Source organism: uncultured Erythrobacter sp. (assembly GCF_947492365.1).
In the GTDB taxonomy this organism is placed as follows: domain Bacteria; phylum Pseudomonadota; class Alphaproteobacteria; order Sphingomonadales; family Sphingomonadaceae; genus Erythrobacter.
In genome coordinates, this window is the sequence record NZ_CANLMB010000002.1 from 766,545 (window position 1) to 789,216 (window position 22,672).

The window sequence follows — 22,672 nt, forward strand, 5'->3', positions numbered from 1 at the left end:
GACAAGGGAATTCAGATCATGAAAGCGACCATCTGGCACAACCCCAAATGCGGCACTTCGCGCAAGACTTTGGCGATCCTTGAAGAAACGCCGGGTGTCGAAGTAACCGTGGTGGAATATCTGAAACAGGCCCCGACGCGCGACAAATTGGCGCAGCTTTATCGCGATGCAGGAATCACGCCGCAGCAGGGACTGCGCATTCGCGGGACCGATGCGAAAGAACGCGGGCTTCCCGATGCCGATGCCGGCACCGTGCTCGACGCGATGGCGGCTGATCCGAGCCTGATCGAGCGGCCGCTGGTCGAGACGGAGAAGGGCGCCGCGCTTTGCCGCCCGCAGGGCGAAGTTCACAAGCTGCTGTAGCGCGCTAGCGGTCGGTCGTGAGGACGGCGTCGCTCGCCAGACCGCGCCAGCCCAGCACCACCACCGCCATGCACAGCGCGATGATAAGGCCAAAGCCGAGCCAGTCGCTGATATTGTAGAGCCACACGCCGAGCGCCGGCGCGTAGATGAAGCTCGCTCCGGCAACGCTTGCGACCACGCCAGAGGCTTGGCCCTGCTCTGCTCGCGTAACCGCAAGCGACGTGCCCGCGGTGGTCCCAGGACGGAACAGCCCAAATCCAAGCGAGGCGATGGCATAGCCGAGCGCGATCATATGCAGATCGTTAGCGGCTCCCAGCATTGCGACACCCATCGCTGCAACGGTAATGCCCGAAAGCGTTGCCGCGCGCGGACCGAGATTGAAGCGCGGGATCAGGCCCCATTGCGCAAACAGGGTCGCAATCGCGCCCGCCATCAAGACAAGGCCCACCGGCCCGGCGCCCTCTGCCGGACTATCGCGCAGGCCCAGCCGGTCGAGCACCAGAAAGCCCGAAATGCCCAGCACCATCGCCTGCGCATGTCCGCCCACCAGACCTGATATCACCCAGGGGCGCAGCCGAGGCTCGAACCATCGCAGGCGCGCAGGCTCTTCCGACTCGTCTGAATCATCGTGATCGTGCAGGGACGGTGCGCCCGGCCCGCTCGAATATTCCGCCGCCCGTCCGCGCGCGGCAAATTGCGGTTCGTCATTGGGCAGGCGCAGCCTCAGCAAGACCAGCGCCGCAAGGCCGATCAGGGCAAAGCACAGGAACGGTCCGGTAAGCCCGATGCCCATGAAGGGAAGCACCATCAACGGCGCGAGTGCGGGACCGATGACCGTACCCAGCCCAAAGCTTGATGCCACCAGCGACAGCGCCTTGGTCCGCTCACTGCGCGGTGTGCGCGATGCGACATAGGCCTGCACTGCTGGCGGAGCCGCGCTGCCGAACCCGCCGTAAAGGCTGCGCGCGGCGGCAAAGGCGATGAGCGCCCAGAAGGCGGTGAGCCAACCCGAAAGTCCGGCCCAAAGAGCCAGCCCGCAAAGCCCCATCGAAACAACAAAACCGACCAGCCCCAGCGCCATCATCGCCTTGCGCCCGCGCCGGTCGGACCGCCGCGCCCAGATTGGCGCGCAGGTCACCCACAGCAGCGCCGACCAGCTATAGGCTAGGCTGATCCAGACATCGTTGACTTCTAACGCGGTGCCGATTGACGGCATGACCGATTGCATCGCGGTGTTGCCCGCTGCCGTCACCAACATGACGAGGAACAACAGCGCCATCCTCCCAGAAGGGATCGACTTGCCGGATGCGGCTTGACTGGTAGAGGCAGGATCGGCGTCGGCCATAGCCCAAATGTCGCTAGGCGAGCGGCAAGACACTTGCAAACCAAATGGCGGTCTGCGAGTTCGCTAGGCAATCACCCCTAACCACACGGCGCCCTTTTGCGCTCTGGAGCATACATGACAGGCAATATTTCAACAGCAGCAAAGCGGACGATCTCGCGAGGCCCCTGGCGTGAATATTTCGACCAATGCTCGGTTTTCTTTCGCGGATTTATGGAACATCCGCGCATGGTCGGTTCGATCATCCCGTCGACCGACTGGACCATCCGCAAGATGCTCGCGCCGGTCGATTGGGGCAACTGCAAGGTGTTCGTCGAATATGGCCCCGGCATCGGCACATTCTGCAAGCCCGTGCTCGACAAATTGCGCGGCGATGCGGTGATGATCGTGATCGACACCAACCCGCTCTTCATCGACTATCTCACCCGCACGATCCGCGACAAACGCTTTCATGCTGTGTTGGGATCGGCTGAGAATGTTGAGCAGATTCTCGCCGACCTTGGCGTGGACGGAGCGGACTATATCCTTTCAGGCCTGCCGTTTTCGACTCTGCCCGAAGGCGTGGCAGAGAGTATCGCGCGGGCAACGCACGAAGCGCTCAATCCGGGCGGCGCGTTCCTCGCCTACCAGTTCACCGCAGCGGTGCGCGATGAGTGCAAGCCCTTCTTCAATCGGATCGACGAGGGCTATGAATGGCGCAACATCCTGCCATGCAAGCTCTATTGGGCGTGGAAAGACAAGGCAGCGGCCGAGGCCTGATAGGCCCGGCGCTTAGTCGAAGGTTTCCTCGATCGCTGCGACACTGGGGCCGGAAAGCTGGCTGTGCATCGCCACGGACAGCGCGCAAATCAGAATGCCGCTCACCATGGCAAGCGCACCGCTCACCAGACCAAGGATTAGCGCCGCTGTCGTGCTTGAGCTGATCAATGCAGCGATGACACCGATAAGGCCCGTTATCAGGAAACTGATGACGAAATAAACGATGAATATCACAGCCCAGAACAGCGTGATCTGCCATTGCTTTGTGGCTGTCATCTGGAAGCTGCGAACCATCGCCTTGACCGGGTTGAGGCTGCCTTCGAAAAGCAGTGCGGGCATGGTGACGCTCAACCTTCCCATAAGCAGGAAGATAAAGCCCAGGACGGGAATGAACGCGACAAAGATCAGCCAGGGTGCACCCAGCACCCCTGCGATCAATCCAAACGGCAGCATTATGACGATGGCGGCGATAAGATAGGCGAGAATGAACAGCAGGAAGATCACGAACATGCTGGGGGTGGCCTTGATGCCCGAAACCAGAGCTTCGCCAACGGTTGGTCTGTCCGCACCTATCAGCGCCACCATCGTGCCGTAACCGGCAAACTGAACCAGCGTTAGCGGCACAGCCCAAAGGAAGAGCGAGCCGAGCATCGCAAACATTTGCTGCGCGGCAATATCAGGGTCGGCATTGGCACCGGACATGGCAGCGGCGTCGGGAAACAGCATATTCATCACCACCGAAGGCAGCAGAAGAAACACGCCCGCAATCACCACCAGCAATGAGAAATTGTCGCGCACCAACTCCACGCCGCGCGACCAGACGGTGTTCATGTCGAAATTCATGTGACTTGTATCCCCTTGGGCATCCTCATGGGTATCCCGGCGGGCAATTCTGCCCTTACCCCTTGATCTGGCCGGTCAATGCCCCCACCAAAAGCCGATGGCAAGTATTGCTCCCGATATGACCGATATCGCCGCGCTCGACTGGGTGCGCGAGAGCGAGCTTGTGCCTTACCAGCACGCCCTGGACGCGATGGAAGTGCGTAACAGCGCTATCTCCGCAGGCCAGACGCGCGAACAGGCATGGCTGCTCGAACACCCGCCGGTCTACACCGCCGGGACCAGCGCCGATATCAGCGAGCTGGTCGATCCGCGCTTTGAAGTGATCGAGGCGGGGCGCGGCGGGCGCTACACCTATCACGGACCCGGTCAGCGCGTCGGCTACCTGCTGCTCGACCTGGGCAAGCGCGGCAAGGATGTGCGCTGCTTCGTCCATTCGATTGAAGGCTGGGTGATCGACACTCTGTCCGATTTCGGGGTCAAGGCATGGCGTGCAGAGGGCCGCGTTGGCATCTGGACGCAGGATATTGACGGGCGCGAAGCCAAGATCGGGGCCATCGGCGTGCGCGTGCGGCGCTGGGTGACGATGCACGGCTTCTCGGTAAATCTTGACCCGGACCTCTCCCATTTCAGCGGCATCGTGCCCTGCGGGATCGACGAGTTCGGCGTGACCAGCCTTGCGCGGCTGGGCATCGAAGTATCAAACGACCAATGGGACGAAGCGCTGATCAAACGCGCTCCGCAATTTCTGGGCGCGCTCGAAGCGGCCCGACTAAAGGCCTGCAAGACATGAAAAAACTGATCCTGATCGCGCCCGCGCTGCTGCTAGCGGCTTGCGGCGACGAAGTGACCGAAGAGCCCACTGCTACCGAAACCGGCGGCGAAGTGGCGGGCGATGTGCTCGAAGGCAGCATCAGCGATGATATGCTGCCGCTCGAAGAGCTGACCTCGACCTCACCGCCTGCGGAGCGGACCACGACTGTGACGACCACCAGCAATGGCTCGACCACGACGGTTGAAACCACGGTGACGTCGAGCAGCGACGGGGCGGAGGCTCCTGAACCGGCCACTCCGGCGCCGCCGGAACCACCGGCAGCGCCCGAGCAGTAACGGCATCAGGCTGCGTTGGCGGCCTGTTCCTCGGCCAGTGTCGGATAGTCGACATAGCCTTCGGGAATCGGGAAGTACCAGCTCTTGGGCACGTCCTTATTTGGGTTGAACTCGGCGCCCACGGCGATCCGTTTTTCCAGATCGGGGTTGGAGATATAGGGACGGCCAAAGCTCACCGCGTCGCATTTGCCGCTCGACACATCATCGTCTGCTTGTTGGGCTGTGTAGTCCGAATTGAGGATCAGCGGGCCTGAATAGAGGTTGCGGATCAGCGGGCTTTGTTTGGGCACATCGGTTCGGCCAAAGGTGCCGTCAGGGCCGGGCTCGCGCAGTTCGAGGAAGGCGAGGCCGAGCTCCTCGATCACTTTTGTAGCCGCGCCGAAAGTCGCTGGCGGATTGCTGTCATCGGTGCCTTGCGAATCGCCATTGGGCGACAGCCGGATGCCGGTGCGATCCGCGCCCCAGACATCGACAATCGCTTCGAGCACTTCGCGCATGAAACGCGTGCGGTTTTCCGGCGAACCGCCATATTCGTCTTCGCGGTGATTGGTGCCATCGCGCAGGAATTGATCGACAAGGTAGCCGTTGGCGCTGTGCAGTTGGACCGCGTCGAAACCGGCCTTTTTCGCATTCTCGGCAGCCTTGCGATAATCGTCGATCGTGCGGTTGATGTCGTCCTGCGTCATCGCGCGCGCTGTGGCGTATTCGCTCTTGCCTTCGGGCGTGTGCGCTTCGCCCGGAGCCTTGGTTTCGCTGGCCGAGACAGGACGCTCTCCGCCGAGGAAATAGGGGTGGACGATCCGCCCCATATGCCACAGCTGCATCGCGATCAGCCCTCCTGCTTCGTGCACACCTTCGACAATTGGCTTCCACGCTTCGGTTTGCTCGTCGCTCCAGATGCCGGGGGCCGATGGCCAGCCAAGCCCTTCGGTGCTGATGCCGGTCGCCTCGGTCAGGATCAGGCCCGCGCCCGCGCGCTGTTTGTAATAGGTGCCCATCAGATCGTTGGGAACGAACATCGGCTTTGCCGCGCGGCCGCGTGTGAGCGGGGCCATAAAGATGCGGTTCTTCGCTTCGAGCGCGCCCATCTTGAGCGGCTGGAAAAGAGCGTCGTGCATATGCGAAATTCCTCCATTGGGTTTCAATTGGCTATTCACTTGGAGATGTCGGCGCTAAGTCGCAAGCATGGAAAATGAGGGGGAGCCAAAAGCAAATCTTGCCAAGCCCTTGGCGGGCGCTCGCATTTGGCTGCTTCTGGCCGCGCTTCTGGGGGGCAATTTTGCGCTTGCACTGGGGCCGTGGCTGGTCCGTCTGACCGATACGGGACCGGTGAGCGCGGCCTTCTGGCGGATGTTTCTCGCACTTCCGTTTCTCGCCCTGCTGGCGCTTGCCACGCGGCAAAGGATGACGGGGATCCCGCGCACAACATTGGTGCTGGTGGCGCTGGGCGCAATCGCGCTGGGGCTTGATCTGGCGAGCACGCATATTGGCGTGGCGCTGACCCGGCTCGGCAATGCGACCCTGTTCAGTAATGGCGGATCGATCGTGCTGATGTTCTGGGGCTTCATCATCGCGCGCAGCCTGCCCAAGGGACGCGAATGGCTTGCGATCACTTGCGCGCTAGCCGGGGCGGGGATCATGCTGGGGCGCAGTCTGGAGATTTCGACCGGCACCTTTGTCGGCGATCTGTTCTGCGTCTTCGCGGGCCTTTGCTATGCGGTCTACCTGCTCACCCTGCAGAATGCGCGCGCGGCGATTGGGGCATGGAGCCTGCTGGTATGGGTGAGCATCTTTGCCTCGCCCATGCTGCTGGTGATGGCGTTAGCGCTCGGAGAGCCGTTCTGGCCAACCAATTGGACGCCGATCCTGGTGCTGTTTGTGAGCAGTCAGCTGATCGGGCAGGGGCTGATGGTCTATTCACTCGGCCACTTTCCCCCGCTGATTATCGGGCTCGCACTGCTGACCCAGCCCGCGATTGCCGCAGTGATCGGGTGGAGCGTGTTCGGCGAAGTGCTGACGGTGCTGGATATTGCTGGGATGCTGCTGCTGGGCTCAGCGCTTGTGGTGGCGAGGGCAAGCTCGGCGGCGAAACGCTAGTTCGTGAAGCGCTTGTCAAATTCGCGATACCGCGCCTCGACAGACTGAAGGTCGGGGCCGGTCAAGGCTTCTCGCGTTTGCTCGATCAGCAGCCGGCCCTGATCGCGCAACATCTCGCGCCGGTCGCGATCTTTCACCGGCGTCGCCGCGTTGCCCAGCACGTCCAGCATCACCAGCGCCGCGTTGGGGCTGGTCGCAACGGCGCTGCGCAGAGAACCAAAGCCGCGTTTCAGATAGTGCTGGAAATCATCAGGGCACGGGATCACCGGGCAATCTTCGGCATCTTCCCCGCAAACATCTTTGCGCAAGTCACGGCGTCCGATCTCTGACGTGGCCGCGCCCAGCCAATGCAGCGCGGTGATCGCTGTGAAGGGATCATTGATACCGGGCGACAACGCCCGCAGGGCGATCTCGACCAACTCGTCGATCAGGAATTGCGGATCCTGCTCGGGAGTGCGCACAGAGCCTAGCGAGAAGCACTCGCGAAGTTCGTCCTTCAGGTCGTCGACGCTGCAACCTTTAACATCCATCAGCGGCAGACCGCGATGGACAAAATCGCCTGTTCGGACACGCAGCGAGAAGGTGCCGCCTGAATCCCGCGCCTTTTCCTCGAGGTCCGCGAAGTCAATCATCTGGACATAGCCGGCGTCCGAGGCCCGGAGTTCCTCGCCGCCCTCCGGCTCGCGTGCGTCGGAAAACTCGTCTTCGACAGGATAGGTTTCGCGCACAGCGTCGATCAGCCGCACACCGATTGTCTCAAGCACTTTGTTGATCCGGATCGACGAGGGCACGTGGTGCAGGAAAAAGACGAGCACGGCGACGCAGACCGCCATCAGCAAATAGGCGACTAGCAGCGACAGTTGCGGCGCGAAGCCGGGCAGGGTGGTCGCGGCTGCATCACTGGCCGTGCTGGCGGATTCGTCCTCCGCCCGCACAGATCGCAGCGCCACGATTGCGTAAACGAAGCTGCCGATGAAGGTCGCCAGGCTGACCTGGTTGCCCTTGTCCTCCAGAAAATTGGTCAGCAGGCGCGGACCATAGGTGCCACTGGCATAGCTGACCGCGACAATAGTGATCGAAAACACGGTGGATGCGACACCGATTACAGCTCCGGCCATGACCATCAGAATATCCGCTGCGCCTTTCGGCCTTACCGGAACCAGCCAATCATAGTCGCTCAGGAATTCGGCAAAGCCGTTGCGGTCCATAGAGACGACGGTCGTGGCCAGAACCGCGGCAAGAACGGCGAAGGTGGCCGGGTAAAACCAGTAATTTGCGTTAAGACGCGCCCAGAAAAAGCGGATTTCGGCGGTCATCGCGCGCTAACCGCACGAGATCGAGACGAGGCTGCGCGACTCAATCCGCACTAAACGGCACCTTGCCCAAGTCCCCCAGACCAACCGTCCCGCCGGCCATGCCGAGCATCCGGTCGAGGCTGCGTTTGGCTTTCAGGCGGATGTCTTCTTCGATCTCGATGCGCGGTTCCAGATCGCGCAGGGCGGTGTACATTTTCTCCATCGTGTTGAGCGCCATGTAGGGGCAGATATTGCACGAGCAGTTGCCGTCCGCACCGGGCGCTCCGATGAAGGTTTTTTCGGGCAGCGCCTTTTCCATCTGGTGCATGATGTGCGGCTCGGTCGCGACGATCAGCGTGTCGCCTTCGAAGCTTTTGGCGAATTTCAGGATCGAGCTGGTCGAGCCGACGTGATCGGCGTGGTCGATGATCGTCGGCGGGCATTCGGGGTGCGCGGCGACGGGGGCATCGGGGTGCTGCTCTTTCAGCTTGAGTAGCTCGGTCTCGCTGAAGGCTTCGTGGACGATGCATACGCCCGGCCACAGCAGCATCTCGCGATCGAACTTGCGGGAGAGCCATCCGCCAAGGTGACGGTCAGGACCGAAGATGATCTTCTGGTCACGCGGGATCTGCTCAAGGATTGTCTCCGCGCTGGAGGAGGTGACGATGATGTCCGAGAGCGCTTTCACCTCGGTCGAGCAATTGATGTAGGTGAGCGCGATGTGATCGGGATGCGCCTCGCGGAAAGCCTTGAACTTCTCTGGCGGGCAGGAGTCTTCGAGGCTGCACCCGGCGTCCATATCCGGCAGGATCACGGTCTTGTCGGGCGAAAGGATCTTGGCGGTGTCGGCCATGAACTTCACCCCGCAGAACAGGATGACATCGGCGTCCGTCTCCGCCGCCTTGCGCGACAATTCCAGGCTGTCGCCCACAAAGTCGGCAATGTCCTGAATATCGGGGGTCTGGTAATAATGCGCGAGGATCACCGCATTGCGCTCTTTGCGCAGCCGGTCGATTTCGCCGAGCAATTCGGTGCCGCTGGGGATCTTGCTCTCTACGCTCATCGTGTGTTCCTCACTTCTATCACGCTGATTTGTTGGACGTCACATAAGCACGGATGCAATTTTTTGCGAGTGCTTTGCACACACCATGTGTTAGCTTTGCCGCACGGAGGGGAATGCATGTACGAGCTTGATCTCAAAGAGGCTTACTGCCCGGCGCAGACCGACACCGAATATCGTGAGCGCACCATCGAAGAGGCCTTGCGCGAACAGGTGGCGATCCGCCCCGATGCCAAGGCCCTGCGCGAGATGCTGGCCGATGGCAGTGTGGGGCGCGAATGGACCTATGCCCAGCTGCTCGCCGACGCTGAGCGCTGCGGACGGGCGCTGGCGGCGCGCCATACGGCGGGCACCCGGATCGCGATCATGGGCGGCAATTGCCCCGAATGGGTGCTGGTCCAGCTGGGCTCGGTGATGGCCGGGCTGGTGCTGGTGACGGTCAATCCGAGCTTTACGCCGCGCGAAGTGCGTTATGTGCTCGAACAATCGGGATCGGGCGCGGTCTATTACCAGCCCAATGTGCGCGGCAGCGCTTTGCGGCCCGTGGTGGACGAGGCGGCGGCTGGCCTCCCCGCATCGGACTTCATCATCGACATAGAGGATCACGCCGAGCTGTTCTCAGGCGAGGGTGACGGCGAGCTGCGCGAGGGCAAGCCGCTCGACATCTGCATGATCCAGTACACGTCGGGCACGACCGGCTTTCCCAAAGGCGTGCTGCTGCATCAGCACGGCCTGCTCCAGAGCAACAAGGATGCCTTCGCCCGCTGGGGGTTGAAGGAGGGGCAGACGGTCACTTGCCCGTTCCCGCTTTTCCATACGGCGGGCAGCGCGGTGTGCGTGTTGGGAACCCTTGCCAATGGCGGAACGCTGCTGCTGGTGTCGCTGTTCGATCCGGTCGCGGTCGCCAAAACAATCGAGCGCGAGAAGCCCGAGATGCTGGGCGGGGTTGCCACCATGATCTACGCCATTATCGAAGCGGCGCGGGCGCATGATATCGACGTGAGTTGCCTTGAAACCGTCATCAGCGGCGGCGCGATGGTTCCGCCGGAACTGAACCGGGCGGCACAGGAAACCTTCGGGGTGCCGATCCTGATTGTTTACGGCCAGACCGAAACATCGCCGGGCATCACAGCTGCATGGCCGACCGATTCCGGCGCGGAACTGACCGAGACTATCGGTCAGCCAATCCCGCATGTCGAAGTCGCGATCCTCTCCCCCAATGATGGCAGCGTCTGCGCCATCGACGAGCAGGGCGAGATCTGCATGCGCGGCTTCAACATGATGAAGGGCTACAACGACAATCCCGAGGCGACCGCCGAGACAATCGACGCCGAGGGCTGGCTGCATACCGGCGATCTGGGGAGCATGAGCGCGCGCGGCTATGTGAAGATAACGGGCCGCGTCAAAGAGATGATCATTCGCGGCGGCGAAAACCTGTTCCCTGCCGAGATCGAGGCCGCAATGCTTGAACATCCTGCCATCGCCGAGGTCGCCTGCGCAGGTGTTCCGGATGAGAGATGGGGCGAAATCGTGTGCTGCTTCATGCGGCTTGCCGAAGGGGCTGATCGTCCCTCCAACGACGAACTGAAAGCGCATATTCGCGCGCGGCTATCTCCGCAAAAGACACCCGCACACTGGGTGTGGATGAAAGAATTCCCGCTCACCGGTTCAGGCAAAATCCAGAAGTTTCAGCTCGCCGAAATGTTCGAGCGCGGCGAACTCACCGCCTGATTGCACCGACAGACAGCACAGCCAGTTCGATGAACGGTGCTTTACTGGAATAAGACACCTTGGTAGCGTGCCTTCCAACAGGAGGGACACCATTATGCTCGAGCTCGTCAATGTCAGCCACACCTATTCCAACGGCACCCGCGCGCTGGATGATGTGACGCTTTCAATTCCCAAGGGGATGTACGGGCTGCTCGGTCCCAATGGCGCGGGAAAATCGACGCTGATGCGCACCGTGGCGACGCTCCAGACACCGACAACCGGCCAGATCACTTTTGGCGATATCGACATAATCGCCGATCCGGAAAAACTGCGCGAGACGCTAGGCTATCTGCCGCAGGATTTCGGCGTTTATCCGCGTGTTTCGGCCTATGATATGCTCGACCATATGGCGGTGCTCAAAGGCGTTGCGAACAAGGGCGAGCGCAAGGATACCGTCGAGACATTGCTCGCCCAGACCAACCTGTGGGATGTGCGTAAGAAGGCGATTGCGGGCTTTTCCGGCGGGATGCGGCAGCGTTTCGGCATTGCGCAGGCGCTGATCGGCAATCCGCAGCTTATCATCGTTGACGAGCCTACCGCCGGCCTTGACCCCGAAGAGCGCAACCGTTTCCTCAACCTGCTCGCTGAAATCGGCGAGAATGTGGTGGTGATCCTCTCCACCCATATCGTCGATGATGTGTCCGATCTGTGCCCCCAGATGGCGGTGATCGTGCTCGGCCAGATCAAGCAGCAGGGCGCGCCCAAAGATCTGATCGAACAGGCTAAAGGCAGCGTCTGGTCCAAGACTATCGAGCGCCACGAGATCGATGAAGTGCGCGCGCAATATCAGGTGATCTCGACCAAGCTCTATGCCGGCAAGACCATCGTTCATGTGATGTCGGACAGCGATCCGGCAAACGGCTTTGCCAGCGTCGAAGGCGGGCTGGAGGATGTCTACTTCTCCACCCTCGCCAAATCGCGCCAAGCCGGTGCTGATGAGACCGCTCCCGCAAGCGCTGCGGCGTAAGGGGGGACTGGCAAATGTTCGGTAAGATCACCGCATTCGAATTTCGCTACCAGCTGCGCAATCCGGTTTTCTGGGTGGGCGCAATTCTCTTTTTCCTGCTGACGTTCTTTGCGACCGTCTCGGACAATGTCCAGATCGGCGGCGGCGGCAATATCAATGCCAATGCGCCGGTTGCGATCATCCAGACGCATCTGGTGCTGACGCTGTTCTTTATGTTTATCTCGACCGCATTCGTGGCGAATGTGATCGTGCGCGATGATGATAGCGGGTTCGGGCCGATGGTGCGCTCCACTTCGGTCAAGAAATTCGACTATTTGATCGGGCGATTTGCCGGCGCGTTCCTCGCCGCTGCGCTTGCCTTTGCGACCGTGCCGCTGGCGATATTCCTGGGTTCGTTGATGCCGTGGGTCGATCCCGAGACATTGGGGCCGAACCACCTGTCATTCTATACCAGCGCCTATTTCATCTATGCTTTGCCGGGCATGTTCATGGTGTCCGCGCTGTTCTTTGCGATCGCCACCATGACGCGGTCGATGATGTACACTTACGTCGCGGTGGTGGTGTTCCTTGTCCTTTGGACGATCCTGATATCGGTTGTGCAGGGTCGGCCCGATTTGCAGGACACTGCAGCCTTGTTCGAGCCGTTCGGGCTGGGCGCTCTCGCCAATGCGACACGTTATTGGACGATCGCGGAATCGAACACACAGGTGCCGCCGCTCGAAGGCGGATTACTCGCCAACCGGATCATCTGGCTGGGCTTTGCATTCGTGATGTTGGCCATCGCCTATTGGCGCTTCAGCTTTACCGAAAAAGGCATCTCGCAGCGCAAATTGCGTAAGCAATCGTTGAAGGAAGCCGCGCTTGCCGCGGTGCCGCCGCAAACCGTGGATGTCCTGCCTGCACTCCAGCCGGACAAGAGCGGCTGGGCGCGGCTCATCACCCGCACACGATTCGAAATCATGCAGGTCGTCAAACACCCTGCTTTCTTTGTTCTGCTGATGATCGGCGTGTTTAACACCAGCGGCGGACTGTTCCTGGGCAATCAGCTCTATGGCGTGTCTGCGCGCCCGCTGACATTCTCGGTTATCCCGATATTGCAAGGCGGATTTACCCTGATCCCGGTCATCATCGCGATTTATTATGCGGGCGAACTGGTCTGGCGCGACCGTGATCGCAAAATGCACGAAATCATCGATTCCACCCCGACACCGGGCTGGAGTTACATGGTGCCCAAGACCATCGCAGTGGCAATCGTGCTGCTCGCCGCGCTGGCGGTGAGCGTCGTCTCTGCAACGCTGATCCAGCTCGCGCGCGGAGTATCGCCCGAATTGATCAAATATCTCGGATGGTATTTGCTGCCTTTCACGGTCGACATGCTCATCCTCGCGATTCTGGCCGTGTTTGTGCAGGCGCTCAGCCCCAACAAATATATCGGCTGGGCGGTGATGGTGCTCTATATCGTCGCCACCAATGTGCTCTTCGCCTTCGGTTACGAGCACCCGCTTTACCTATACGGATCGACCGGCCCCAACCCGATTTCGGATTTGAACGGCAACACGGTCGGCAATGGACTGAGCTGGTGGCTGCGGCTCTATTGGGGCGCGGTTGCGCTGATCTTTGCAGTCGCCGCGCATCTGCTTTGGCGGCGCGGGACAGAAACCGCGTTGGCGCCCCGTTTGAAGCGCGTTCCGGCGCGGCTCAAATCTTCAGCAGGCGCTCTTTTGGGGGTCGGTGCGTTGGTCGCGCTTGGCTCTGGCGGGTTTATCTTCAACCAGATCAACGTCGTCGAAAGCTACCGCACCGCGGAAGACAACGAAGCCGCTCTGGCCGAATATGAGAAGAAATATCTGCAATACGAAAATGTCGTGCAGCCGGCCGTCACCGATATGCAGTTCGAGGTCGAGCTGTGGCCGCAAGACATCCGCATGGATGCGACCGGACGTTATGCGATCCTCAATGATACCGATGAAGTGATCGAGGTGTTGCATGTCCGTCTGCCCGATCCCGATGCTGAGATTCTCGATCTTCAGGTCGCAGGTGCGACACTTGAGATGGAAGATGAGGAGTTCAAATATTTCATCTATCGCTTCGACACACCGCTTGCGCCGGGTGACACGAGCGAGCTGACTTTCAAGACCCAGCGCTGGCAGCAGGGTTACCGCCATAGCGGCAATGATACGCGGCTGGTGCGCAACGGCACTTTCCTCAACAATTCCGAATTTGCCCCGCAGATCGGGATGAACCGCGCAGGACTTTTGCAGGACCGTGCGACGCGGCGCGAATATGATCTGCCTGCCGAACTGCGCCCCGCGCCCTTGGGCGATGAGGCCTCGCGGCAGGAGAATTATGTCGGGGTCGATTGGGTGACCGCCGATATCACCATCATCACAGACGAAGGCCAGACGCCGATTGCACCGGGCGTGCGCGTCTCCGACACTGTCGAGAATGGCCGCAGAACCGCGCGCTTTGTCTCCGACACACCGATCCTGTCCTTCTTCTCGATCCAGTCAGCCGATTACCAGATCGCTACGAGCGAGTCCGAAGGGGTCGAGTTGCAGGTCTATTACCACGCGACGCATGAGGCCAATGTCGAGCGGATGCTCACCGCATTGGACGCATCGCTCGACTATTATCGCGCCAATTTCGGGCCATACCAGTTCCCACATGCGCGCATCATCGAATTCCCCGGCTATGCCAGCTTCGCGCAGGCCTTTGCCGGGACCATGCCCTATTCGGAAAGCATCGGCTTTGTCGCCGACTATGCCGATGAGGGCGAGATCGATGCGGTGACCTATGTGGTCGCGCATGAAGTCGCGCACCAATATTGGGCCCACCAGATCATCAGCGCCAACCAGCAGGGCGGCACGATCATGGTTGAAACCATGGCGCAATATTCCGCGATGATGGTGATGAAGGAGATGTATGGCGAGGATCAGATGCGCCGTTTCCTCCAGTTCGAGCTCAACAATTACCTGACTTCGCGCGGCAGCGAGGCGATCGAGGAATTGCCGCTCGAAAGGGTCGAGAACCAGCCCTACATCCATTACCGCAAGGGCGCGGTGGTGATGTATCTGCTGCAAGACCGGCTGGGCGAGGACCGCGTCAATGCGATGCTGGCAGAGCTGATCGCGCGCTACCGTTTCCAAGGCGCACCCTATGCGATTTCGACCGATCTGGTTGACGGTTTCCTCAGCCTTGCGCGCGATGATGCCGAACGCCAGCTGGTCGAGGATCTGCTGCGCCGGATCACGCTTTACGACATGAAGGTCGAAAGCGCCGAAACGCGCGAGCTGGCCAATGGCACTTGGGAAACCGTGATGACGGTCGAGGCGGCCAAGTATTATGCCGATGGCGAGGGCGTCGAAACTGAAAGCCCGCTGGATGACACAATCGAAATCGGAGCCTTTACCGCAAGGCCGGGTCGGGGCGTGTTCGACAGTGCCAATGTGCTGCTGATGGAGCGGCGGCCTGTGCGGTCAGGCAATCAGGAAATCCGCATCGTGACGGCTGAAGAACCGCTCTATGTCGGGATCGATCCCTACAACAAATATATCGACCGCAACTCGGACGATAATGTGTTCGATATGCAGTGAGGCTGAAGCTGGCGCTGGCCTAATTCGCGTCGCTGGCAAACCGCACCTCGACCCGTGCCGCTTCGTAACCTGCGACCTGTAACGGTACGGCAAGGTTCTGGCGCACAGCTTCGCGCGCGGCGGTGCGGGCAAGGGCGAGGACTTCGGGGTTCTTGGCGAACTCTACCGCGCGGCGCTCTGCCTGCTCGGAATTGTTGGCGGCAAGCTCGCGCGCGGCATCGCGGCTAACCCAGACGCCTTCGGTGAAGATGCGCGCTTTGGCTTCGTCCAGATTGGGCCGTGAGGTCTGGAGTTGGGGCAGTGTGACGGTGAGCAGCTGCGCCTCTTCATCCCATTCCATATCGTCCGCTTCCATGCCCGACAGGTCGATCCGGTATTCCACGCTCGCCGGAATGATCGCCGCCTGACGGCTTTCGAGCAGATCGACATTCACGCCGGCCACGCTGCGCGTATTGACGCTTTCGGCGACGACTTCGAACCGGCTGGAGAAAACCACCAGCGAGTTCTGCTTTTCAAAGGCCAGCATCGCGCTGGCGACCGGATCGCCCTCTTCCTGATAGACATAGGCACGCCAGCCAAATGCCAGAGCAGCAACCAGCAAGGCGGCGGCGAGCAGCGCCAGCATAGCCTCTCCGCGTGAGGACAGAATGCCGCGATCTTCTGGCGCGAGCGGGGGGAGAATGTCGGCTTGCACCGGCGAAGCTGCGTCCTTCAGATCGTGCGCCATATCTCGCCCTCCTGTGCCACCAGCCCGCGCTTTTGCAGGTCGATAAGATGCGCGGTGACGCTCATCTCGGCTGCACCGATCAGGCGTTCGTCCAGCCCCTTATACATATCGGGAATAAAGTCGGCCGCGGTCCGCGCTCGCTCGCTCATCAGCCGCACAATCTGGTTCTCGCGCTGGCGGCGATGGCCGATCATGCCGCGCACCAGCTGCTTGGGCTTCTCAATCGCCGCGCCGTGGGCGGAGTGGTAGACGCTGTCATCGCGCGCCATCAGTTTCTCCAGGCTCGCCATATAGTCGCCCATGTCGCCATCAGGCGGGATCACCACGCTGGTTGACCAGCCCATGACGTGATCGCCGGTAAACAGCGCGCCGCTTTCCTCCAGCGCGAAGCACAGATGGTTGGATGTGTGCCCCGGCGTCGCCACCGCAGTCAGCGTCCAACCGGTCCCGCGCATCTGCTCGCCATCTTCGAGCACCCGGTCAGGCTCGTAAGTCGTGTCAAAGGCCTCGTCAGAACGCGGCAGGTCCGAATTGAGCACCAGCGGCGCGCAGCCCACAACTGGCGCTCCGGTCAGTTTGGCGAGCGGCGCAGCGGCGGGTGAGTGATCGCGGTGGGTGTGGGTGCACATGATCGCAGAGACCACGCGATTGCATATTGCTGCCTCAATCGCGGCAATATGCGCCGGATCATCAGGCCCCGGATCGATCACCGCGCAATCGGGTCCGTCCTCCTGACCCACGACATAGGTCTGCGTTCCGGTGAATGTGTAGGGCGAGGGATTGGGCGCAAGCACCCGCATCACCAGCGGCTCTACCTGGTCGGCGATCCCTGTGGGCCAGGGCTTGGAAGGTATGCGTGACATAGGGTTGCATATGGAGCGAGGCGTGGCACATGTCACGTCCAGGAGAGAGGAACCCGCATGGCCGACTACATTCTAGTTCTGGACGAAGGCACCACTTCGACCCGCGCGATGCTGTTTGCAAGCGACGGGGTGTTGGTCGCCTCTGCACAGGAAGAGCTGACCCAGCACTATCCGCAATCGGGCTGGGTCGAGCATGACGCAGGTGAAATCTGGGAGAAGACGCTCAAATGTGCGCTTGCAGTCATCCCCGACGCGGGCGGCGCGGCCATGATCGCGGGTATCGGCATCACCAATCAGCGCGAGACTGTGGTCGCGTGGGACAAAGACACGGGCAAGCCGCTCACCCGCGCGATCGTGTGGCAGGACCGGCGGACCGAGCCGTTCTGCACCGCCTTGCGCGAGGCCGGGCACGAAGCCGACGTGCAGCGCCGCACTGGCCTGCTGCTCGACCCCTATTTCTCCGGCACCAAAATGCGCTGGATGCTCGACAATGTGGCCGAAGTGAAGATCGCTGCGGATGCGGGCACTCTGGCGTTTGGGACGGTTGAATGCTGGCTGGTCTACAAGCTCACCGGCGGCGCTTCGCATATCAGTGACGCCAGCAATGCCAGCCGCACCTTGTTGATGGAGCTTGCGGGTGAGGGCTTTGACGAGGGGCTGTGCGAATTGCTGGGCGTGCCGCATTCCGCGCTGCCGCAAGTCACCGATATGTCGGGCCAGCTGGCCGAAACCGAGGTGAGCCTGTTCGGGCGTGAAATCCCGATCACCGGCCTTGCAGGCGACCAGCAGGCGGCGACGATCGGGCAAGCCTGCCTCTCGCCCGGTGAGACCAAAGCGACCTATGGCACCGGCGCATTCGTGCTCACCAATCAGGGAGAGACGATTCCGCATTCCACGAACCGGCTGCTAGGCACGGTGCTGACCCAACTGGACGGCAAGCGGACCTATGCCATCGAAGGATCGGTCTTCGTCGCGGGCAGCCTGGTGCAATGGCTGCGCGATTCGCTCGGCATTGTGGATGTCGCCAGCCAGACCGAGGAGCTGGCGCGCTCGGTTCCCGATACGGGCGGCGTGACCATTGTGCCTGCGCTCTCCGGCCTTGGCGCACCGCATTGGCGACCCGATGCACGCGGAGTGATTACGGGGCTGAGTTTCGCGAGCGGGAAAGCCGAGCTGGCGCGCGCTGCGCTGGAGGCGATGGCGCATCAGACGCATGACCTTGCGCAGGCCTTTGCCGCTGACGGCACGCCGTGGGGAACGCTCAGAATCGATGGCGGGATGGCGGCGAATGACTGGATGGCGCAGGACCTTGCAAACATGCTGGACCTGACGGTGGAGCGGCCCGGTTTTGTCGAGACAACCGCGCTGGGTGCAGCGATGCTCGCGGCTGCCGGCGCGGGGCTGTATCCCGATCTGGAAAGCGCGGCGGCAAAGATGCGCGGCACTCTGTCTGCCTTCGAGCCTGACATGGATGAGGCGACTCGCGAAGAGCGCCTGTCGCGCTGGCAAAGCGCGCTTGATGCTGCCTGAGCAGGCTTTCGAGGCCTCTCCATACCAGAATTTACATTTTAACCTTTGCGCTCCCCCCGTCCCCGCAAGGGACGCAGGCTGCCTGCTCACTGGCGGTTAACACGTAAGTCGGGCATATAGAGGCTGTTCAATCAGGGTATCCGGACCTTTCAATTATGGCTTTCAAATCTATCCGCCTCACCGCTTTTGCCGGTCTTGTCGCTCTCGCCGGAGGGGCAAGCTTCGCGCTTGCGCAGACCTCTGCCGATGATGCAGCCGATGCTGCGGTAGTCGTAGCCGCCGAGGCGGATGCCGCGATCCGCGCGATTGACCCGTCCACGGGCGGGCCATCAATCGTGGTCGATCCGAGCCTGCCGCAGCCTTACGGCTTTGTGACCGAAACCGATGTCGAGGACCTGCCCGAGCTTCCGCCCGCACCAACATTCGATGCCGCGCCTGCCGCGCCGATGCCTGAAATCGCTGCGCCGACTGTAGTTGCTCCGCGCGCACCTGCGGCGCGGATGATTTCCAACCCGATGGTTCAAGCCGCTCCGGAACCGGCGCCAGCACAAGTCGCGCAGGCACGGGTCACACAGGCCGCCAGCGACGATCCCTTCGTGGTCAAAAGCATCCTGCCGATCACCGGCACGATCCGCTATGGCGAATGGTATTGGGATGAGAGCCGCGCGCCTTCCAATGGCCCGCTGGTCATCACCGTCGATCTTGATGCGCGGGTTATCAGCGTGTTCCGCGACGGGCACGAAATTGGCACTGCGGTTGCGCTGCTGGGCACAACTTCGCACCCGACCCCGCTCGGCACCTTCCCGATCCTGACCAAGGAACGCGACAATGTGTCAGAGAAATACAACAACGCGCCCATGCCCTGGACGCTGCGGCTGACTTGGGACGGGATCGCGATCCACGGTTCGCCGGTGATGAACGGCTATGCTTCGCATGGCTGCATCGGAGTGCCCGATCCCTTCGCTGAGAAGCTGTTCGCGATCACTTCGCGCGGGGACAAGGTCGTGATTACGCGCGGCCAGTATATCGGCGTGGGCGACCGCATCCTCTCTTAATCAACCAGAGCGCCCTAATGCGTTCTTCGGGGCGGTTCGGGACTGAAGCGCCATACCCGCCAATGGAGCGGTGTGCCTTCCATCGGTTCGCTGCTCGCGCTCGCCAGAACGCCGCCTAGCGAGGCATTCTCGCCGCGCCACAAGCGGTCGGCAGCACGCCCCGCTTCGCTGCGGCTGACGCGGCCACCCAAGGCGGAGACAATCCGGCAGACCGTCTCGATCTGGATGACGCGCGGGACATTGGCGTAATAGCGGTAGGTCGGGCTGTCCTCATCATCCTCAAGCGCGACCATCTCCTCCCAATCGAGCTCCGCATACCAATCGAGCGCGCGCGCTGCCTCGGCCAGATGGCCTGCGCTTGTCGCCAGCGCCTCGGCGTCGAGCCAGTCATGCTGCGCCAGATGCTGGCGCACCCGCACCCGGTCGAAAGCGCGGCTGGCGTTGGAGGGGTCTTGCGCTGGCGTGATACCGGCTGAGGCAACCAGAGCCTCCAGATCGGCTTTGCGCGCCCATAGCAGCGGGCGGATCAACGCGATCTCGCTATCGGGCAAAAGCGTGCCCGCGCGCACTCCGGCAAGGCCGGGTAGCCCGCTTCCGCGCGCGAGCCGCATCAGCAAAGTCTCTGCCTGATCGTCGGCGTGGTGAGCGGTCGCAACCGCTCCAAGGTTCTGGTCGCAGGCCCATTCGCGCAAAGCGGCATAACGCGCCTCGCGCGCCTTGGCCTGAAGATTGCCCCGTTCGAGCCGCACTGAAATCGCGGTGAAGGGCACGTCGAGCGCGGCACACAGACCTTCGACCAAGGCGACTTCGCTCGCCGCTTCCTCGCGCAAGCCGTGGTCGATGCTTGCCACAGCGATCTCGCCTGGCAATGCGGCAGCGGCGAGCAGTAGCAGCGCGAGACTGTCAGGCCCGCCAGAGACCGCAAGGCCAAGCGGGCCATTGCGGTCTTCCACCGGCCACAAAGATCCCAGCTCCTCGCGGAACCGCGCGATCAGTTCGGGGTCGAGCGCCCCTAGGTCAGGTGTATGACCGGCTGGCGTATCGATCGGCGCGCCCCCCTAGGCAACTGGTGCCCAATCCGTGCCCAATGCGGGCTTAACCGTCGCAGGTGACGCGGCGGCGATTGCTTTCATACTGGTCAGCGAGCCGCCCGGTTGCGACTGCAGGATAGGTCTCGCCAAATTCGGACAGAGCGATACAGGCGCGGCGGGTGTCACCCATCGCGATCATGCTTTCGGCGAGGAACAGCAGGCTGTCCGGCGCGCGGCGCGCGGTCCGGTCAGCCTGATAATTGCGCAGGAACCAACGCGCGGCTTCCTCCGGCATGCCATCGTCAAGGAAAGCGCGGCCCAGAAGGTTGCGGCCATAAGAGATTTGCGAGTGGTCGGGATAACCCTCGACGTAAGAGGCAAGCTGCTGGCGCGCTTCGGGATAGAAGCCCGCATTCCACAGGCGGAAGCCGTAGGAATATTCGTCATCGCCCGCATCGTCGGTCTGCGGCTTGGTGATTTCCTGCACTGCGGCGAGCCGTTCGGCGGAAGGGCCAGCGGCGGCGGCGGATTGCGCATCTTCGCTGCCATCGGAGGCACCATCGCTCATCGCGGCGAGGTTGGAGTTGGTTGCGATCGGCTCATTCGAAGGCTGCGGGGTCGCGCCCGAAGGCGAAGGCGTTGTCACAGCACCCGCGCTGCGCTGTTCTTCGAGCGCTGCCACGCGCAGCTCCATATTGCTGAGCGCGTTGGTGTTTTCCTCGGTCAGCGCGGTGAGGCGCTGGAGCTGGGTTTCGATCGCATCGAGCCGCGCGAGAATATCGGTAACCGCTGTGGTCGAAGGCGTGCGGGTGGTGACAGTGCTGCTCGGCGCACCGTCAGAGGTGATCTGCGGCTCGAAAAAGCGGCCGTCACCGCCGGGAAACACAGCGCGTTGCAGCGCGCGGATCTCGGCTTCGGCGCGGCGCAGGCGGGCCTCGGAATTGTCCTGCGCAGCGGCGGGAACGGGCGAGGTCGCGACCACTGCGGCGCAGACCAATGCTCCCAATGCGGGAACGGTTTTGCTGAAGAGGGTGAGCGGATTGCGAGGGCTCATGTCGGGTCGGGCTCCCTGGTTTGAATGTGCGCGAGACTTTGGCTGCCAAAGATGGCCGCACGCGCATGAATATGAGCCGAATCTGTGCCCAACCGACGCTCGCAAGTCGAGTGCGCGAGGCCACTAAACGGGGGAATGTGGCTCCATTTCGGATGGGTCGAGGTCGCTCGGCCTAAGCGCGAAACCTAGTTGTTGGCGGTTTCCCCGGCAGGCGCGTCCGCGCGTGCGAGCAGCGCTTCGGCTGAAACCGGCGCATTGCCGACCGGGATCATCTCTTCTGCAATCGGCGGAACACGCTGCCCGCCTATCGTGATGGTGAAGAGATTGGGACGTCCGGTATTGATCCGCGGGTCCTCGGCATCTGCGGGAATTTCGTAAGTGTCGCCATCCTGCATGACGCCCTCAAACAGCCGCTCGCCGCCATCTTCGTAAAAGCGCACCCAGGCGCCTTCTCCGGTGGCGGTGAAGACGACCTGACCGCTTGCGGAGGGCGCTGGCTGTGCTGCGCCCGAGGCCGTTCCGGCATCTCCCGTGCTGGCAAGCTGCGCTGCATCGCCATTTTGCGCAGTCTCTGCTGCGTCATCCGCCGCGTCGCTTTCAGCGATCAGCGATGCCGGGCCTGTGCCTGCGCCGAAATGGGTGTTGTAGAAAAAGATCACGCCCAGCGCGAGGATCAGCGCGGCGAACCCGCCAAACCATGCAAGACCGGCAGAGGGCAGCTTGGCCGGATCGCCCGGCTCCATCCCGCCTGAAATGGCCGAGGCGCGCGCATGGCCATCGGCCAGTTCCTCGCGCACCGCCTGCGCGATCTCATCAGGGTCAAGTCCGACGCTGCGCGCATAGGTCTTGGCAAAGCCGATGGCGTAGGTGCGCGAAGGCAGCGCCTCGAACGCGCTCGTTTCGATCGATTCCAGATGGCGGATCGGAATGCGTGTCTCGCCCGCAATATGCGACAGTTCCAGCCGCTTTTCCTCGCGCGCTTCACGCAGACGATCGCCCGCGCTTGCCGGGCTTGTCTCCTCAAGCTCGGGCGCGTCTTCTTCAGCGATTTCCTGTTCGTTTCCCATGACCCATCCACTTGTGCGTGGTTTTTTGAATTCGTTGGACGACACTGAAACTTCGTCCCTTACCGCGAGTCAAGGATTCGCTTCGTAATTCTTCGTATGCCGGGTCGAGACGAGTGCGTGTGGAGGCGGCCTGAGCCGCTGCGCCGCAA

The 22,672-nt window shown here is 61.8% G+C and carries 20 protein-coding genes; 10 read left to right on the forward strand and 10 right to left on the reverse strand.

Going from position 1 to position 22,672, the window contains the following annotated elements:
* Positions 1-18: 18 nt before the first annotated feature.
* The gene (locus Q0887_RS14840; protein WP_299196685.1) at positions 19-363 is read left to right on the forward strand and encodes an arsenate reductase family protein; all 345 of its coding nucleotides are present in this window, start codon (positions 19-21) and stop codon (positions 361-363) included.
* Positions 364-367: 4 nt separating this feature from the next.
* Here the strand turns inward: Q0887_RS14840 and Q0887_RS14845 are convergent, their stop codons facing one another.
* Positions 368-1,708 carry an MFS transporter gene (locus Q0887_RS14845; RefSeq protein ID WP_299196686.1) on the reverse strand — a complete coding sequence of 447 codons (1,341 nt, stop codon included), beginning with the start codon at positions 1,706-1,708 and terminating at the stop codon, positions 368-370.
* Between the two features lie 114 nt (positions 1,709-1,822).
* Between Q0887_RS14845 and Q0887_RS14850 the strand changes: the two genes are divergently transcribed.
* Positions 1,823-2,464, forward strand: coding sequence for a methyltransferase (locus Q0887_RS14850; RefSeq protein ID WP_299196687.1), 642 nt, complete (start codon positions 1,823-1,825; stop codon positions 2,462-2,464).
* A gap of 12 nt (positions 2,465-2,476) precedes the next feature.
* On the opposite strand, the gene Q0887_RS14855 is transcribed toward Q0887_RS14850, so the two are convergent.
* On the reverse strand, positions 2,477-3,307 hold the full coding sequence (locus Q0887_RS14855) for a hypothetical protein (protein ID WP_299196688.1): 831 nt from the start codon (positions 3,305-3,307) through the stop codon (positions 2,477-2,479).
* A 118-nt stretch (positions 3,308-3,425) separates the two neighbouring features.
* On the opposite strand from Q0887_RS14855, the gene lipB reads away from it, so the two are divergent.
* Positions 3,426-4,097, forward strand: a complete 672-nt coding sequence (gene lipB / locus Q0887_RS14860) for a lipoyl(octanoyl) transferase LipB (RefSeq protein ID WP_299196789.1) — start codon at positions 3,426-3,428, stop codon at positions 4,095-4,097.
* Positions 4,094-4,414: a hypothetical protein gene (locus tag Q0887_RS14865; RefSeq protein ID WP_299196690.1), complete on the forward strand. Its 321-nt coding sequence runs from the start codon at positions 4,094-4,096 to the stop codon at positions 4,412-4,414. The genes lipB and Q0887_RS14865 overlap by 4 nt, the downstream gene beginning before the upstream one ends.
* A gap of 5 nt (positions 4,415-4,419) precedes the next feature.
* On the opposite strand, the gene Q0887_RS14870 is transcribed toward Q0887_RS14865, so the two are convergent.
* Positions 4,420-5,532 (reverse strand): alkene reductase, encoded by a 1,113-nt coding sequence (locus Q0887_RS14870; RefSeq protein ID WP_299196692.1) that lies wholly within the window; start codon positions 5,530-5,532, stop codon positions 4,420-4,422.
* Positions 5,533-5,641: 109 nt separating this feature from the next.
* Here Q0887_RS14870 and Q0887_RS14875 point away from each other — a divergent pair, with 109 nt between their 5' ends.
* Positions 5,642-6,511 (forward strand): DMT family transporter, encoded by an 870-nt coding sequence (locus Q0887_RS14875; RefSeq protein ID WP_299196693.1) that lies wholly within the window; start codon positions 5,642-5,644, stop codon positions 6,509-6,511.
* On the opposite strand, the gene Q0887_RS14880 is transcribed toward Q0887_RS14875, so the two are convergent.
* Positions 6,508-7,827: a DUF2254 domain-containing protein gene (locus Q0887_RS14880; protein WP_299196694.1), complete on the reverse strand. Its 1,320-nt coding sequence runs from the start codon at positions 7,825-7,827 to the stop codon at positions 6,508-6,510. The two genes, Q0887_RS14875 and Q0887_RS14880, sit on opposite strands and share 4 nt — an antisense overlap.
* A 40-nt stretch (positions 7,828-7,867) precedes the next feature.
* On the reverse strand, positions 7,868-8,869 hold the full coding sequence (nadA, locus tag Q0887_RS14885; RefSeq protein ID WP_299196696.1) for a quinolinate synthase NadA: 1,002 nt from the start codon (positions 8,867-8,869) through the stop codon (positions 7,868-7,870).
* Between the two features lie 117 nt (positions 8,870-8,986).
* Between nadA and Q0887_RS14890 the strand changes: the two genes are divergently transcribed.
* The 3 genes from Q0887_RS14890 (at position 8,987) to Q0887_RS14900 (ending at position 15,196) form a co-directional block, all read left to right on the forward strand.
* A complete protein-coding gene (locus Q0887_RS14890; RefSeq protein ID WP_299196697.1) occupies positions 8,987-10,597 on the forward strand; it encodes an AMP-binding protein in 1,611 nt (536 codons plus the stop codon).
* 94 nt (positions 10,598-10,691) lie between these two features.
* Positions 10,692-11,603 carry an ABC transporter ATP-binding protein gene (locus Q0887_RS14895; RefSeq protein ID WP_299196699.1) on the forward strand — a complete coding sequence of 304 codons (912 nt, stop codon included), beginning with the start codon at positions 10,692-10,694 and terminating at the stop codon, positions 11,601-11,603.
* Positions 11,604-11,617: 14 nt separating this feature from the next.
* Entirely contained in the window at positions 11,618-15,196 is a 3,579-nt protein-coding gene (locus Q0887_RS14900) for a M1 family aminopeptidase (RefSeq protein ID WP_299196702.1), read from the forward strand.
* A gap of 19 nt (positions 15,197-15,215) precedes the next feature.
* Here the strand turns inward: Q0887_RS14900 and Q0887_RS14905 are convergent, their stop codons facing one another.
* Together Q0887_RS14905 and Q0887_RS14910 are read right to left on the reverse strand one after the other, a co-directional pair.
* On the reverse strand, positions 15,216-15,923 hold the full coding sequence (locus tag Q0887_RS14905) for a DUF4230 domain-containing protein (RefSeq protein ID WP_299196703.1): 708 nt from the start codon (positions 15,921-15,923) through the stop codon (positions 15,216-15,218).
* The gene (locus tag Q0887_RS14910) at positions 15,908-16,786 is read right to left on the reverse strand and encodes an MBL fold metallo-hydrolase (RefSeq protein ID WP_299196704.1); all 879 of its coding nucleotides are present in this window, start codon (positions 16,784-16,786) and stop codon (positions 15,908-15,910) included. The genes Q0887_RS14905 and Q0887_RS14910 overlap by 16 nt, the downstream gene beginning before the upstream one ends.
* Positions 16,787-16,843: 57 nt before the next feature.
* On the opposite strand from Q0887_RS14910, the gene glpK reads away from it, so the two are divergent.
* Both glpK and Q0887_RS14920 read left to right on the forward strand, forming a co-directional pair.
* Positions 16,844-18,316, forward strand: coding sequence for a glycerol kinase GlpK (gene glpK / locus Q0887_RS14915; RefSeq protein ID WP_299196705.1), 1,473 nt, complete (start codon positions 16,844-16,846; stop codon positions 18,314-18,316).
* Positions 18,317-18,471: 155 nt separating this feature from the next.
* The gene (locus Q0887_RS14920; protein WP_299196706.1) at positions 18,472-19,371 is read left to right on the forward strand and encodes a L,D-transpeptidase family protein; all 900 of its coding nucleotides are present in this window, start codon (positions 18,472-18,474) and stop codon (positions 19,369-19,371) included.
* Between the two features lie 14 nt (positions 19,372-19,385).
* Here Q0887_RS14920 and tilS read toward each other — a convergent pair whose 3' ends face one another.
* From tilS to Q0887_RS14935, 3 genes are all read right to left on the reverse strand, one after another.
* A complete protein-coding gene (gene tilS / locus Q0887_RS14925) occupies positions 19,386-20,324 on the reverse strand; it encodes a tRNA lysidine(34) synthetase TilS (protein ID WP_299196707.1) in 939 nt (312 codons plus the stop codon).
* Positions 20,325-20,466: 142 nt separating this feature from the next.
* Positions 20,467-21,456 carry a tetratricopeptide repeat protein gene (locus tag Q0887_RS14930; RefSeq protein WP_299196709.1) on the reverse strand — a complete coding sequence of 330 codons (990 nt, stop codon included), beginning with the start codon at positions 21,454-21,456 and terminating at the stop codon, positions 20,467-20,469.
* A 185-nt stretch (positions 21,457-21,641) separates the two neighbouring features.
* Positions 21,642-22,523 carry a helix-turn-helix domain-containing protein gene (locus Q0887_RS14935; RefSeq protein WP_299196710.1) on the reverse strand — a complete coding sequence of 294 codons (882 nt, stop codon included), beginning with the start codon at positions 22,521-22,523 and terminating at the stop codon, positions 21,642-21,644.
* Positions 22,524-22,672 lie beyond the last annotated feature (149 nt).